The 14874-nt window shown below is 40.5% G+C and carries 16 protein-coding genes; 9 read left to right on the top strand and 7 right to left on the bottom strand.

Annotated features, from left to right (window positions below):
* From O2Q26_RS15700 to O2Q26_RS15685, 4 genes are all read left to right on the top strand, one after another.
* Positions 1-825 (top strand): alpha/beta fold hydrolase, encoded by an 825-nt coding sequence (locus O2Q26_RS15700; protein WP_289216791.1) that lies wholly within the window; start codon positions 1-3, stop codon positions 823-825.
* Positions 826-841: 16 nt separating this feature from the next.
* Positions 842-1699: a hypothetical protein gene (locus O2Q26_RS15695; RefSeq protein WP_289216790.1), complete on the top strand. Its 858-nt coding sequence runs from the start codon at positions 842-844 to the stop codon at positions 1697-1699.
* A gap of 175 nt (positions 1700-1874) precedes the next feature.
* Entirely contained in the window at positions 1875-2075 is a 201-nt protein-coding gene (locus tag O2Q26_RS15690) for a cold-shock protein (RefSeq protein WP_253936431.1), read from the top strand.
* Between the two features lie 247 nt (positions 2076-2322).
* Positions 2323-2523: a cold-shock protein gene (locus O2Q26_RS15685; RefSeq protein ID WP_079529279.1), complete on the top strand. Its 201-nt coding sequence runs from the start codon at positions 2323-2325 to the stop codon at positions 2521-2523.
* 40 nt (positions 2524-2563) lie between these two features.
* Here the strand turns inward: O2Q26_RS15685 and map are convergent, their stop codons facing one another.
* Together map and O2Q26_RS15675 are read right to left on the bottom strand one after the other, a co-directional pair.
* Positions 2564-3319: a type I methionyl aminopeptidase gene (map, locus tag O2Q26_RS15680; RefSeq protein WP_289216789.1), complete on the bottom strand. Its 756-nt coding sequence runs from the start codon at positions 3317-3319 to the stop codon at positions 2564-2566.
* A gap of 86 nt (positions 3320-3405) precedes the next feature.
* Positions 3406-3957: a sugar O-acetyltransferase gene (locus O2Q26_RS15675; RefSeq protein ID WP_289216788.1), complete on the bottom strand. Its 552-nt coding sequence runs from the start codon at positions 3955-3957 to the stop codon at positions 3406-3408.
* 92 nt (positions 3958-4049) lie between these two features.
* Between O2Q26_RS15675 and O2Q26_RS15670 the strand changes: the two genes are divergently transcribed.
* Genes O2Q26_RS15670 through O2Q26_RS15660 form a run of 3 tightly spaced genes read left to right on the top strand, consistent with a single transcriptional unit; the run spans position 4050 to position 6990 of the window.
* On the top strand, positions 4050-4556 hold the full coding sequence (locus O2Q26_RS15670; protein WP_289216787.1) for a GNAT family N-acetyltransferase: 507 nt from the start codon (positions 4050-4052) through the stop codon (positions 4554-4556).
* A 57-nt stretch (positions 4557-4613) separates the two neighbouring features.
* On the top strand, positions 4614-5336 hold the full coding sequence (locus O2Q26_RS15665; RefSeq protein WP_289216786.1) for an ABC transporter ATP-binding protein: 723 nt from the start codon (positions 4614-4616) through the stop codon (positions 5334-5336).
* Positions 5329-6990 (top strand): putative ABC transporter permease subunit, encoded by a 1662-nt coding sequence (locus tag O2Q26_RS15660; RefSeq protein WP_289216785.1) that lies wholly within the window; start codon positions 5329-5331, stop codon positions 6988-6990. Before O2Q26_RS15665 ends, O2Q26_RS15660 begins: the two co-directional genes overlap by 8 nt.
* 47 nt (positions 6991-7037) lie before the next feature.
* Here O2Q26_RS15660 and O2Q26_RS15655 read toward each other — a convergent pair whose 3' ends face one another.
* Positions 7038-7316, bottom strand: coding sequence for a hypothetical protein (locus tag O2Q26_RS15655; RefSeq protein WP_289216784.1), 279 nt, complete (start codon positions 7314-7316; stop codon positions 7038-7040).
* A 144-nt stretch (positions 7317-7460) separates the two neighbouring features.
* Between O2Q26_RS15655 and O2Q26_RS15650 the strand changes: the two genes are divergently transcribed.
* Positions 7461-8321, top strand: coding sequence for a DMT family transporter (locus tag O2Q26_RS15650; RefSeq protein WP_289216783.1), 861 nt, complete (start codon positions 7461-7463; stop codon positions 8319-8321).
* Positions 8322-8390: 69 nt separating this feature from the next.
* Here the strand turns inward: O2Q26_RS15650 and O2Q26_RS15645 are convergent, their stop codons facing one another.
* Together O2Q26_RS15645 and O2Q26_RS15640 are read right to left on the bottom strand one after the other, a co-directional pair.
* The gene (locus tag O2Q26_RS15645; RefSeq protein ID WP_289216782.1) at positions 8391-9449 is read right to left on the bottom strand and encodes a dipeptidase; all 1059 of its coding nucleotides are present in this window, start codon (positions 9447-9449) and stop codon (positions 8391-8393) included.
* Positions 9450-10215: 766 nt separating this feature from the next.
* Entirely contained in the window at positions 10216-10977 is a 762-nt protein-coding gene (locus tag O2Q26_RS15640) for a (S)-benzoin forming benzil reductase (RefSeq protein WP_289216781.1), read from the bottom strand.
* A gap of 137 nt (positions 10978-11114) precedes the next feature.
* On the opposite strand from O2Q26_RS15640, the gene O2Q26_RS15635 reads away from it, so the two are divergent.
* Positions 11115-11738, top strand: coding sequence for a YczE/YyaS/YitT family protein (locus tag O2Q26_RS15635; protein WP_390216255.1), 624 nt, complete (start codon positions 11115-11117; stop codon positions 11736-11738).
* A 474-nt stretch (positions 11739-12212) separates the two neighbouring features.
* On the opposite strand, the gene O2Q26_RS15630 is transcribed toward O2Q26_RS15635, so the two are convergent.
* Positions 12213-14333: a TRAP transporter permease gene (locus O2Q26_RS15630; RefSeq protein WP_390216254.1), complete on the bottom strand. Its 2121-nt coding sequence runs from the start codon at positions 14331-14333 to the stop codon at positions 12213-12215.
* Positions 14326-14844: a DUF1850 domain-containing protein gene (locus tag O2Q26_RS15625; protein ID WP_289216779.1), complete on the bottom strand. Its 519-nt coding sequence runs from the start codon at positions 14842-14844 to the stop codon at positions 14326-14328. The genes O2Q26_RS15630 and O2Q26_RS15625 overlap by 8 nt, the downstream gene beginning before the upstream one ends.
* Between the last annotated feature and the right edge of the window lie 30 nt (positions 14845-14874).

The following is a 14874-nucleotide window of genomic DNA, read 5'->3' as shown; positions in this document are numbered from 1 at the left end:
GTGACAGCAACTTTGTACGATACTTCTAAAGGTTTGGTGGAGTATTCTTACGCAGGAATAGGACCTGCTATCCTTTTATTAAAAGGTGGACATTCCAGCAGGGATACAGATTTGTCACACAACAGTTTGATCTATGAAGGATACTCACTGCTAACGATTTCACGCCCTGGATACGATCTTACGGACACTTCCACAGGTCGGACACCAAGGGCTTTTGCTGAGACTATTATTGAAATCTTAGATCACCTTCAAATAGATCGAGTGACGGTCATAGCCATTTCAGCAGCCGGACCGACAGGCATTGCATTAGCCGTAAACCACCCTCATCGCGTTGAGAAGCTCATAATGGAAGCCGCACTTACGACTCCTTGGAATGCGAAGACAAAAAAACAGGCAAGACTATTGTTCGGGAAAGGCGAAAAAGCTGTATGGAAAGGTGTACGCACCCTTTTAAAAGTCTCCCCTAACCTGGCGATGAAGCAGATTATGAGTTCACTTACTACTGATCCTGTAGATGAATACTTGAATAAACTATCACCTAATGACCGTCGTTTTATTTATGATATGCTGCAAACTTCACGTTCCGGTAAAGGATTCGTTATGGATATCGATCACACTGTTTCCGACCTAAGTAAAATTACTGTTCCGGTACTTGGCATGTATACGCAAAAGGATAAAAGCGTGGATTACTCGAACGCAATCCTGCTTCAATCCACTGTACCTACATGTGAAATTTATGAGGTGAAATCAGACAGCCATCTCATATGGATAGGTGAAAACGCTGCACAAGTTTGGAATAAAAGACTAGAATTCATTAGTCAATGAATGAAGGAGGATAAAAGTGGACGCCATCAAGATAACCCATTATAAAGACGAGTTCCTATCTTTTTATCACGATGCTTCCCAGCACTCTTTTAATGAAAATGATCGCTTCTCAGCCTGGAAAAAGTACTATGGTTTCAACCCTTACATGAAAGAAGACCCGAAAGAACAATTAGCCAGAGAAATGCTGGAACAGGCATTCCCTAAGTATGAGCGCGCCTTGCCAACAATTGAAAGTTTCCAGGTGGATGAGGAAGAAATCTTTCAATACATTTCTTTGATACGTGAAAGTCTAAATGCTTTTGAACCTATGCAGCTTTCTATAGTCTTCTTCATTGGAGATTTTGAAACAGATCCTTTCATAGAAAAAGAACCCAACGATGCTTACACATTATATTTTCCTATAGAAATCGAGTGGAAGCCTATCCTTTTAGTCAACGAATTGGCTAAAACCGTATACTTGAATCAATCTAAGCTTAATCCTCGATCACTGAATGATGTCGCTCACGTTGTTTACTTAGAAGGATTAGCTCTTCACACTGCAGATTGGGTTACGCCGAAAGACTATCTCAGCTTGAATATTTACCCATGGTTAAGTAAATGCAGCCGCGAACCTACAAGGATCATGATGAACCTTCTGCCCCACCTGCGACGGTCGGACTATAAAGCTATTTATTCATTTACTAAAGGAACGGGAGCTTCAGGGTACACAAATGAAGCCAGCTTTGTAGGGTGGAGAACCATCAAGCATATGTTGGAAAAAGGAAACAGCTTAGCTAGTCTTCTAAACATTCCGGAGGAGCAGATCCTAAAAATAGTTGAACAAACTCTTTATCAGGTGATGGAGGAAGCGAAATATATTCGATCGAACGAATAAATTTTCTATAGGCATTTGCAATTCTAATATTATCTGCTATAATTAAATTAATTATTGTTGTTCGATAAGATTCATAACAGAGAAGATAGCGTAATAGTGATTCCGTCTTGATTGAATATGATGAGCAAGAATAGTAATACAATGTGGATTCAGATCCACGCAGGAGGTATTGTACATGATTGAAGGTACAGTTAAATGGTTTAATGCAGAAAAAGGTTTCGGTTTCATCGAGGTAGAAGGTCAAGACGACGTATTCGTTCACTTCTCTGCTATCCAAGAAGAAGGTTTCAAATCTCTTGAAGAAGGACAAGTTGTTAACTTCGAAATTCAAGAAGGTCAACGTGGACCACAAGCTGCTAACGTTACAAAAGCGTAAGTAAGCTTCATAAGACTCCCTCTACGGGAGTCTTTTTGATTTTAAGTATTGAATATACTTGAATATTTATAAGAATTTTTCGCTAAACGGTTTCATTTGTTTTGGGAATTTGTTATACTAAACTTAGTTATTGTTGTTCGGATACGAATCAAAGAAAGAAGTTGCTTCAAAGTAATTTTCGTCTTGATTGTGAAGAGCAAGAATAGTAATACAATGTGGATTTAGATCCACGCAGGAGGTATTCTACATGGTAGAAGGTACAGTTAAATGGTTTAACGCAGAAAAAGGTTTCGGATTCATCGAAGTTGAAGGTCAAGACGACGTATTCGTTCACTTCTCTGCAATTCAAGAAGAAGGTTTCAAATCTCTTGAAGAAGGACAAGTTGTTAACTTCGAAATCCAAGAAGGTCAACGCGGACCTCAAGCTGCTAACGTTCAAAAAGCATAATATAAAAAAAGCTCCCTTAATGGGAGCTTTTTTCTTTGGTTTATTCTGTATCCTGCTCTGTTAATATCAATGGTCCGTCTTTAGTTATAGCGACCGTATGCTCATATTGAGCAGATAAGGTACCGTCAAGTGTCCTTGCTGTCCAGTTGTTTTCATCCATTTTATTGGCATACGTACCGATATTGATCATAGGTTCTATAGTTATAACCATACCTTCTTTTAAACGAGCTCCTTTGCCAGCCGCTCCAAAATGCGGAATATATGGATCTTCGTGAATGCTTTCTCCTATGCCATGTCCTGTAAAGTCACGAACTACAGAATAGCCTTTACCCTCTGCATAGGACTGGATTGCATGCCCAAGATCTCCGATACGATTCCCGACCTTTGCTTGTTCAATCGCCTTATAAAGGGACGTTTTAGTTACCTCTAATAATTGTTCCGCTTCCTCGCTTATCTCACCAACAGGGTGAGTCCACGCTGAATCAGCAAGCGCCCCGTTTAAATTGACAACCATGTCGATCGTGACGATATCCCCTTGCTTCAACTTTTCATCTCTAGGAAAACCATGACAAATCTCATCATTTATTGAAGCACATGTAGTGAATTCGTAGCCTTGATAACCTTTTTGTTCTCCAGTCGCCCCATGTTTAGCTAAATAGTTTTCAACAAACCTTTCAACTTCCATAGTGGTTACCCCTGGTTTTATCATTTTTCTTAATTCTTTATGAACATTAGCCAGCAGCTTACCTGCTTCATGCATGAGCTCAATTTCCCTTTTACTTTTTCTTTTGATCATAATGCCGAACCCCCTTGTTCCTTACAAATAAGTTTAAGCCACCTAGTATCATATCGAAAAAACACGCTTACGACCACCCTGCCACCTTATATTTCTTTAATTATTTTAGCTGGGTTCCCTCCAACAAATACATCAGGCGGAACATCTCTTGTCACAACGGCTCCTGCACCAATCACCGCACCCTCTCCAATAGAGACACCGGGGTTTATGACCGCACTTCCTCCCACCCACACATCGTCACCTATTGTAACCGGCCTGCCCGCTTCTAAACCAATTGCACGTTCATTTTTATTCAAAGGATGTGTAGCGGTATAGACTTGTACATTAGGACCGAACAGCACACGATCACCTATTGATATGGGACAAACATCCAATAAAACACAATTGTAATTAGCAAAAAAGCCATCGCCCACTTTGATATTATATCCATAATCACATTGAAAAGAAGGCTCAATGTAAGCTCCCTCTCCTGAATATCCCAGCAGTTCTTGCAAAAGTTGTGCGCGGTAATGTTCTTCGGTAACTTTGGATTGGTTAAAATTGTACAAAATCTGGCTCGCCCTCATCCGCTCATGCACTAATTCTTCATCCCACGCTTTATACAGTTGGCCTGCTAACATTTTTCCTTTTTCAGTCATATGAATGTCACCTATTTTCTCTGAATTTGCCATCTTCCTTTACTTTATCATACTGATTCGCTAACCTTAGTACAATCAGAGGAGGAATTGTGATGGAGATTATACAATTAACAGGAGAGTACGCAAAAGCTTACCGTGAGCTTAGGTTAGAGGCTCTGCTTACTAATCCGGAGGCCTATATTACAACATATGAACAGGAAAAGCAGCGCCCAGACCCGCTGAATTCCACAGCTGAACGACTCGACTCAAGTGAATCAGCGACTTTTGGAGCGTTTGATGGAGATCAACTAATAGGAATCGTTACACTTGTTCAGCAAAGCCATCCGAAGTTTTTACATAAAGGATCCATTGTAGGAATGTATGTTACTTCTTCACATAGAAGAGAAGGGATAGCTAAACTGCTCATCCAAACAATTATCGAGCACGCCCGGACTTCCTCTATCGAAGTGCTTCAGCTTGCCGTAGTAACTGAAAATAAACCCGCCATTAGATTGTATGAGAGTTTGGATTTCACGGTGTATGGCACTGAACATCGCGCAATCAAGGTTCAGAATGGCTACCTAGATGAACATTGGATGACATTATTCCTATCCTCATGAAACTAAACGTCCAATTCAACCGTAAATAATACGCGCAAGTAGAAAGGAGGCCTTCATTTGATAGACATTCAACAAGTTACAAAAGAATTCTCTGGTAAAATAGCAGTTGAAAATCTATCTCTAACAGTTGATGATGGAAAAATCTTTGGGTTTCTAGGTCCAAATGGAGCTGGAAAATCGACAACCATTAAATTGATTACCGGCATTTTACCTATCGAGCAAGGAAAGATCACGATCAACGGATTCGATATCACTGAGCACCCGCTTGAAGCAAAGAAACGCATAGGATATGTTCCTGATCGGTCTGATGTCTTTTTAAGGTTAAAAGGAATAGAATACTTGAACTTCATTGCTGATGTGTATGACGTACCGACAGACATCAGAAAAAAAAGAATTGAATATTACGCGAAAAGCTTCGGTATATACGAGTCCTTGAACGATCATATATTAACTTACTCTCATGGTATGAGACAAAAAATAGTAATCTCAGGAGTTTTGCTGCACGAGCCTGAAGTGTGGATTTTAGACGAGCCACTAACCGGTTTGGATCCTAAATCATCCTATACGTTAAAAGAAATGATGAGAGAACACGCGAACAAAGGAAATATAGTTTTTTTCTCGACCCACGTCTTGGAAGTGGTCGAACAGCTCTGTGATGAGGTAGCCATTATCAATAATGGCCACATTGAATTTCTTGGGAACATGAGTGAAATGAAACAACAGTTTCAGGATGAAGATAATCTGGAAAAGGTATTTCTGGAGCTGACCCAAAATGAATAAAACTTGGAAGCTGATTCGTACGATCGTCAAAATGCAGTTCTCTTTAGCAGGTAAAAGTACAAGTGAACAAATAGGCTATGCTTTTTTATTCATATTTGCCATACCTTTCTCTATTTTTATCTTTTATGCGATTAATGGAATTGTGGGTGGACTTTATACCATACTGGAGCCTGCAGGTAATGAAAGCTTTATTCTGGGACTTCTGTTTATATCAATGTTTGTTGTACTTATTCTCGTAAGTGTAGGATCCATATTAAGTTCATTCTATTTTGCGGAGGATATCGAATCATTTCTTTCCCTTCCCTATCACCCTTTTCAAATAATGCTTGGTAAATCGGCCGTACCATTCATTACCCTTTATGTGACGAATGCGGCAATTCTCGCTCCAGGGTTAATCGTCTTCGGGCTGCATAGCGGATCGGGGGTTCTCTATTATATATACGCACTTATCTTATGGACTGTCACGCCTGTCCTCCCTTTTGTCCTGACTGCTATCATCGTTATGTATGGGATGCGTTTTCTCAACCTCTCGAAAAATAAAGATCGGATGAAAATTTTTGCTGGACTATTCACTTTCATATTTATAATCGGTATCAACATAGTGCTGAGAACGAACAATTCCTCTGCGGATACGGGAGAAGACCTCGCTCGCTTGATCCAAGAGCAAAATGGTTTATTAAACACCATCACTACGTTTTTTCCAACTGCATATTTACATTCAATCAGTTTGACAGATCCTGCGTCAGCACGGGGCTTTCTATTTTTAGTACTGAGTTTACTGATTATAGCTTGTGCTTTTGCCCTCTATTTAACCGCTGGCCAGAAAATCTATTTCAAAGGAGTTTTAGGGCTCTCCGGAGGTTCCAAAAAGAAATTCGATGAAGAAAAAATCACTAAAAGAATAAAACAAAGCAATGTTCTTTTTATTAGTTGGGTCAGGGAGATGCGTACCATCTTTCGCACACCGACTTTCTTCACTCAAATTATTGTGCAGTCTTTAGTTTTTCCTGTTTTATTCATCGTTGTTATCCTGTTTGATTCAAGCGGGGGTGATTTCTCTATAAGTAGTTTGGGGGCTATGGTCGAAGAAATAGAACCAAAGCGCTTTATACTTGCGATGACTGGATTTACCGTCTTTGCTTTAGGCATTAACCCAGCCTCGATCTCTTCTGTTTCTCGTGACGGGAAAAGCTGGTTCAACCATTTATACATGCCGATTAAAGCCGAGACCGTTATCATGAGCAAAGTATGGGCAGCTTTTTGCATCAATTTACTCACATTACTTGTCATTGGTGCCGTAGCTTTTATTTTCGTAAATATCCCGATCGGCATTGGAGTTATTTGGTTCGGGCTGTCTCTTATAATAAACTGGATCACTTCGGTTGCCGGAACGACACTTGATCTTTACACCCCGAATTTACAATGGACCGATGAACGGGAAGTATTCAAAGGAAGACTGATCGGCATACTGGCTCTAATAATTGAGGTCGTCGTATTCGGAAGCATAATTCTATTTTTATGGAATGTTGACTGGCTCGAAGGTTTGTGGATGACTTCTTCTATTCTCACAGCTGCTTTTATCCTTCTTTCTTTTGTCTGCCATTTGATACTAAGAAAAGTTATTCGCACCCAATATTATTCTATACACCAATAATATTTACCATAAAAAATGAACCCTCTCTCCTTTTTCGGAGAGAAGGTTCATTTAATTTGAATTTTTTTATATTCAGCGATCCATTCTTCCGGAGAGCTTTTCACTCTATAGGTATAAACGCCGCGCACTGTGTGTAAATAAAAAAAACTCAATTTACCAGGTAAAGGACGGTAGGAAACATCATGGATTTCTTTTATGGTAAACCGTTCGAAAGGGGTTACGACCTCATCTTTATATAAATCCACCGAAGCCTCTTTCTCAATGTAATGCTGTTGGTTATGCTTAATTTTACGCGTTGTCCAGACGATGGGCTGGGAATATATCAAAACATCCCTCCTCTTTGTTTAAAAGCTTAACGGCGCAAAGCTTATTCGTCAATCTATCCGCTTTATCCTTTTCATCTAAAACGATTTGTATTAGGATAGTAAAGGTGTTTTTGTAAAAGCTATAGATTGATGGAGGACACGAGAATGAGTAATCGAAACAAAGGCATCATTTTACTGCTTATTTCAGCTTTTGGATTTTCAATGATGGCCGCTTTAGTTAAATTATCCGGCGACGTACCGACAGTGCAGAAAACATTATTCCGTAATCTTGTTTCTGCTATTATTGCCTTCGTACTCGTCATTTATCATAAAGAACGCATATTTGGAAAAAAAGAAAACCAAAAATTGTTATTATCACGTTCGGCTCTAGGAACAATAGGTATGGTCTTATTTTTTTATGCCATTGATAACCTCGTTCTTTCTGATGCCGATATGCTGAATAAATTAAGTCCGTTTTTATTGATTATTTTTTCAGCCATATTCCTTAAAGAAAAAGCACAGCCATACCAGGTCATTTCAATAATTATCGCTTTTTTAGGGACTCTTTTTATTATCAAACCTCAATTTTCAGTAGAACTCGTTCCATACTTGGCCGGTTTCTTTTCTGCTGTTTTCGCTGCAGGAGCTTATACGCTTTTACGCGTGTTAGGAGATAAAGAGAAATTTTATACAATCGTTTTCTATTTCTCTTTTTTTACGACAGTTTCTCTAACTCCATTTACGATCGCTTTTTATGAACCTATGACAGTTAAGCAATGGATATATTTGCTTTCCGCCGGTGGATTCGCAACAATCGGCCAGTTCGGGCTAACGATCGCATATAAGTTTGCTCCAGCAAGAGAAATTTCTATTTTCTTTTATTCTACCGTAGTTTATTCGGCTTTGATCAGTATCCTTTTATTCGGACAAGTGCCAGACTGGCTGAGTATTTTAGGGTACATCATTATCTTCAGTGCTTCGTTCTATATGTTCTTGAGGAACAACAAAGAGGCGGCTGCCACATAAGCGATTGTCCTTTTATGGATAATCGCTTATCCTATTTTCACACAATATTACCTACAGCCTGCTCATTTATTAAATCCATGTCTCCTTAAGTACGCGAAGCCAGTTTCCGTGAGTGATTTTATTCAAATCCGATGAAGAAAAGCCGTTCTCCTTAAGGAGCTGCACTAGCTCAGGCATTCCAGTTACACCTTTCATTGCATCGGGTATAGTAGTACCGTCAAAATCCGAGCCTAATGCCACATGATCCACACCAACCAGGTCCGCAATGTATTTAATATGATCGATGATTTTCTGTAAAGAAGTATCCGTGGACATCTTTCCGTCCGAACGCAGCATATTTACACTATACGTAACACCGACTACACCCTTTGACTTTGCGATAGCTGTGATTTGATCATCAGTCAAATTCCTTGATATAGGGGATAGAGCATGTGCATTGGAATGGGTAGCTATAATAGGTGCATTCGATTCATTAACTACGTCCCAAAACCCTTTTTCGTTCAGATGGGATGTATCTATCATGATGCCTAATTCATTGCATTTTCTCACGAGGTCTCTCCCTGCTTCTGTCAAACCCTCTCCAATATCAGGGGTAGAAGGGAAACGATAAGGCACACCAGTTGCAAATGCATTAGGTCGGCTCCACACAAGACCTAAGGACCTCAAACCTTGTTGATAAAATGTTTCGAGGTTTTTTAAATCTCGATCTATAGCCTCTGCCCCTTCAAAGTGTAAAACAGCAGCTATTTGCCCTTGCAGCAGAGACTCTTCTAAGGATGAGGCATCCTTTACTACATTAAACTGCCCATTTGATTCCTTTTCCCAATCATATAAAAGGTCTATCATATCTTGCGTCACTTTGCGGCAGGCTTCAGGATCAGCTTCTGAAGGAAGAGGCACATCATACCCATCCTCTGTCAAGTGATCCTCTGGATCGGGCACCATTAATTCCGCCGTCGGTGGTGGAAAGATGGCAAAGAAACCTCCACTGAACAACGATCTTCTAGCTCTTGGAAAATCCACGTGGCCGTAAATAGACTCCTCAAAAAAAGACCGTTCTTTGCCAAGTTGTTGTTGATAAATGTTCAATAACGTATCATTATGACCGTCAAATACTTTGTAATTCAACTATTACACTCCTCTCATGTGTACATGATTATAAAAGGCTTTGTTAAACTTCCGTGTTGATATTCATATAAGCTCCCTTTAGTGGAAGACTCAGTTTCGAGACATTCTGCCTGTTTCCGTCACAAAAATAGAGCTTGAAGGGCCGGGAAATCACTCGCTTTCCATGGGCGTACGGTGAGCTTCCTCGGGCTAACGCCCTCCGGGATCTCACCATGTACTGTCATCCCATAGGAGTCTCGCAATTTCCCGGCCCTTCTTGCTTTTGTGAGGAGAGCGGAAACAACTGATGCGGCTTTTCACATAAAAAATAACTGCTCTTGAGTGATAACCCGCGAGACTGTGGTATGCAAGAAAATGTTTGGAACTACCTTAAAGTACAGGTGTTATAACTAAAATGCTATAGCCATACCAATGGAGTTTAATGCTCTCCCTATTACTTAGAAGATTCTTTTTTAAACGATTTCGAGAAGCATAACTATAGAGAGGGGCGGCGGGGAATGGGGAGACTCCTGTGGGAAGAGAGTGCTTGGTGAGATCCCGCAGGACGGGACGTCCGAGGAAGCTCACTGCGCTCCCACGGAAAGCGAGTCATTCCCCGCCGCCCTGATCCACTCACCAAATGTCTCGAAATCAAGTCTTCCACAATCCTGCCATATTGTTGAATAACTTACTTCTCAATTTCACCAAACACCTTTAACATAGCCTTATAAAAACCCCCATTTGAGGAGGGGGTTTTTCAGAAAAGGCCGGAAAAGATTCTGCCTTTTTACTCTTCAATTAAATCATATAATTTATAGACTTTCCCATTTTCTATCTCCTGTTGTTCAAGTAATTGCATTAATACTTGGGCTACAGTTTCAGGTGACCGAAGCTGTCCCTTTTCCTTCAATTGTTTGAACTTATCGACATCTGCAAAAGCAGACGAGTCAGCAGACCGAATCTCACCTTGCATATCTGTATCAACTACACCTGGACTGAATGCTATCACAAGGTGCTCCTTACCAGCTTCCTTCTGCTCCAAAGCGGTGGTTTCTGTAAAACGATTGATTGCTGCTTTACCAGTACTGTAAACACTCCAACCGTGTACAGATTTTTCGGCCGCTCCCGATGTAATGTTGATAATCCTGCCTGTCACTCCTTGTTCATCCGCTTCCTTCAAAAACCTGTTCATCATCAATATCGGAGTATTAACGTTTATCTGCATATGTTTATATAGTGTATCTGCCTCAAGGTTTCCTACCGTCTCAATTGGGTCGATGACTCCAGCATTGTTGACCAAATAAACCATTTCAGAGTCTTTTTGAAAAGCTAAGTACATGACCTTATCAATACCTTGTGCCAGATCATCAGTATCGCTAAAATCGCATCGAATATGGGAGTAGTCAGCCTCTTTCTCTTTTGCCAATTGTTCAAGAGAATGGTTATAAGTCCGCGATACCCCAATCACATGGATTCCTTTTTCAATAAACTCTGTCGCGATAGCTTGACCTAAACCTTTTGAATCACCTGTAACGATTGCATATTGCATACTTCTTCCTCCTTTTAACTTTTATTAAAATTCCCCATCCCTTTGCATATAAAACATCAGTGGAGGACTATACCTTTACAATAGAGATTTCAACATATATGATAATGAAAGATTCTTCAAAGATGAAGGAGTCACCTATGAAATATTTATATTTGTTCATTATTTACACAGTGGGATTGGTAGTATCAAGTCTCGGTCTTGCTTTGATTATACGCTCCGGTTTAGGAGTTGGTCCAGGCGACAGTGTCGCTGTCGGTATCTCCATGCACACTCCAATTACAGTGGGAACTGTAATGATCATCGCATTCGTTATTTTATTACTGATCAATGCAAAGCTAGAGCATAAGAGGCCTCAATATGAATCCTTACTTCCGATCATAATTCGCGGGCGGACCCTTGATTTTTTTCTATACGGAATGCTGAATGACGCGAGTTACTCAGCTTGGTATTCTCAGTGGGGGATTTTCACATTAGGTTTGCTTGCTACTGCAGCAGGAATAGCTATTTATCTGCGCACTCCGTTCCCTCGTATACCTCTTGACCATTTTATGATGGTGATGAATCAAAGAACAAAAAAATCAAAAAGTACTATAAGGATTTTTACCGAATCCGGTATGGCTCTTATCGGCTTTTTACTGGGAGCTCCTGTCGGAATAGGTACATTAATTGTCGCGCTCGTACTTGGCCCCTTCATCCAATGGTCTTATCAGTTATCCAGGCCTGTAGGGGAGATGTGGAGCGAGTCCACTATCAGAAGTTAAAAAGGTCTCTTAATCAGAAAACTGCAAAAAAACAATTTAAAAGAAACCGAGTATGATGCCACAAAGGTGTCGTACTCGGTTTCTTTATATATAAGGGTTTAGTTTACGGTGGAATTGCAGCAGCATACCAATCAGCGGACTCCTAATGACCAATATCGGTTAAAGTTATCATTCAAGTTGGTGTTAAAATATAATTTTACTGCTTTGTTAACTAACAATTATCCGGAAGGCTCAATTTCGTTATATTATTTAGTTTCCAATACCCCATTTCTCCAAACAAACATAACAAAAAATCAACGTTCCAGATAAAGGAGCTTATTTTGAATAACTTTTACAAAATAAGTTCAGAGCCATATACCGGCCCCGAACTTATTTTGATGTTACTATTATTTAATTTGTAATATTTTACCTTCTCTACACTAACTGAACTATTCTCCTAAAAAATCAGCAGCTTCGTCTAATAAGGAATTTTCTTTATGATTGTTGAGAAGTCTTAGCAGGTTTCGCTTTGTAAACGGGCACACCGATCATATCTTTTTTTACTAAGAATTGCAGACCAAGCAGGACGACAAATATTGAAAGCCCGATTACATCACTCATTGTACTCGGATAAATGAGTGACAATCCTCCTATAACTGCTGGGACTCTTTCATACCATTCAACTTTACGGAACCAGTAACCTACAAGTCCGGCTCCTATAGCAATCATTCCGGAAATGGCTGTGAACAGGATCCAAATCAATTCAACAGCACTATCAACACCTATCAACAGCAGCTGATTCTCAAGCACAAACATGTACGGAATGATGAATGCAGCTATTGCGAGCTTGGCGGCGTTCAGGCCTGTCCGTATGGGTTCAGATGATGCTACACCAGAGGCAGCAAAAGCAGCAAGTGCTACAGGTGGTGTAATGTCGGCGATAATTCCAAAATAGAACACGAACAAGTGGGCAGCCAAATCAGGTACTCCTAATAAAATCACAGCTGGGGCGGCTATGGTAGAGGTTATTACATAGTTTGCGGTTGTTGGTGACCCCATCCCCAATATTATTGCAGCAATCATAGTAAAGAACAGCGTAAGCAGAACCTGTCCATTAGCTAATGTCACTAGACTATTGGCTAATTTTAGGCCAAGTCCTGTAGTTGTAACTACACCTACGATAATACCTGCTGCTGCAGTGGCAGCCACCACACCAAGAGCGGTACGCGCACCATCCACCAGTGCTTCGATAGATTCTACTAAATTTCCGTCAAATAAATAACTTACTACAATGGTCACCAAAATTGCTGCAATTATTGCTGAAACTAAATTAAATCCGCCAGTGGTAAAACTGTATATTGCGTACCCGGCAAAACCTGCCCCAAAAGCAGCAATATAAACCTTTCTAAACTTCTCTTTACGAAGCAGGCCGACGAGAATAGTTGTTAATATTCCGTATAAGGCTGCACGCATAACACTCATCCCACTACTTAAAAAAAGGATGATAGCTAAGATAGGAAGTAGCAGATACAATTTCTTGAAAACCTCTTTACGATCAGGCATCTCTTCATCGCTCAGTCCGCTAAGTCCTGTTCGTTTAGCTTCGAAGTGAGTCATAATCCAGATTCCTGTAAAATATAAAATAGCAGGAATCAAGGCAGCTTTAGCAATCGTCCAGTAATCCACGCCAATGAATTCAATCATAAGGAATGCAGCAGCACCCATAATCGGCGGCATAAGCTGCCCGCCTGTAGAAGCAGCCGCTTCTACACCACCGGCGAATTCCCTTCGATAACCCAGTTTTTTCATCATCGGGATCGTAAAAGCACCCGAAGTTACAACGTTAGCTACTGAACTACCGCTAATCGTTCCTTGGAGGGCACTTGAAAATATAGCTACTTTAGCTGGTCCTCCAGTGCGTTTACCGGCAAGAGTAACGGCTAGATCGTTGAAATACTGTCCGACCCCTGTCTTGACAAGGAAAGCACCAAAGAGTAGAAATAAGAAAATGAAGGTAGAGGATACGGCTATAGGTGTACCCAGAATCCCTTCGGTTGTAAAGAACATCGATTGCACAAGGTTATCTATGTCCACCCCTCTATGCACGAGAAATCCTGGCATTTGTCGACCCCAGTAAGCATAGACAAGAAAGGCGATAGCAATCACAGTAATCGGAATTCCCACTGCTCTTCGAGTAGCTTCAAGAACAAGAAGAACGGCCAGTGCCCCTACATAGAAGTCGAGAGTCGTTAATGAGCCGGCACTTGAAACAATTTCTTCATAAAAGAACAGCCAATACGTTCCTACCACTATACTTAAAAGGGCAAGCCCTATATCATACCACGCGATTTTACCTTTCGAGCGATTCTTTTTAGTGGCTGGATAAAGTAAAAAGATTAATACCAAACCAAATCCTACGTGCACAGATCTCAAAATCTGGGCAGGTAAGGGGTAAATGGTAGAACTGTAAAGCTGGAATAAGGAAAAGGCCAGTAAGCCGATGAATGCTACTTTCGCTAACCACCCGGTTAATTCTCGCACTCCCCCATCAGGGTCGTATTTTTGCATAATTTCTTTTTGTTTTTCTTCTGAAACTGAATTATTCTCTTCACTCACTAAGTGTCTCTCCCCTCATCAAATTCCAATTGGAAACATGGAGCGGCTTAATAGTAATCACTGAGCCTGCACCAACGTAGTCTTTTAACAAATAGGAACGGTCCACATAGCGTATCGTGTGCTCAGCACGTACAGACCCGACGGACAAGCTGATCGAATCATGGTACCCTTTAATGTTAGAAATATAGTACTTTCCATCTTTCATTTCAAAAGTTTCTCCATCCCCTGCACTTGATGGCATACCTATACCGGTATCTTCATAAATAAGCTGGACGGGATATAATCGCTCGTTCCTGACTTTGTATTCTTCAATAACATCTGATAAATGGACTGAATGAGTGTACTTCATTTGAAAATGTTCTCCTTCAGTGAGAGGCAAATAAATATTTGGTCCTTGCCGATCCATTTTTTCAAAAGAAACAACAGATCGGAAAGGATAAAATATCATTCCTATAAGCGATGTCCCTATAACCAAGCTAGCTATGATGGTGTATACTCTCCGACGCTTCATGCTCATCCTCACCCGCTAAATTATGTTCAA

The organism is Halobacillus campisalis, assembly GCF_030345335.1.
Lineage (GTDB): Bacteria > Bacillota > Bacilli > Bacillales > Halobacillaceae > Halobacillus_A > Halobacillus_A campisalis.
Note: the sequence above shows the minus strand (reverse complement) of the source record. Positions and strands in the feature narration are given on the sequence as shown.